Below are 207 nucleotides of genomic sequence, written 5' to 3'. Positions count from 1 at the left end.
GCTCCACACGGGCCATTGCTTCGCTCGGCCTGTGGTCCTTCGCTGCGCTCGGCTCGCCAGGGCAATCGCGCCCAGTACGTCGGCAGCGCGCAGCGCGAACCGACACCCGGCGCGGCTGCGCAGCAGCAGCCGTTCGGACCTCGCTCCCCACCCCTGCTGGCTGCGCCGAGAAGCGCAGGGTCTGGGGTGGGTGTGTGTGCCGCAGGA

It is taken from the genome of Acidovorax sp. Root219 (assembly GCF_001428665.1).
In the GTDB taxonomy this organism is placed as follows: Bacteria; Pseudomonadota; Gammaproteobacteria; order Burkholderiales; family Burkholderiaceae_C; genus Acidovorax.
Note: the sequence above shows the minus strand (reverse complement) of the source record.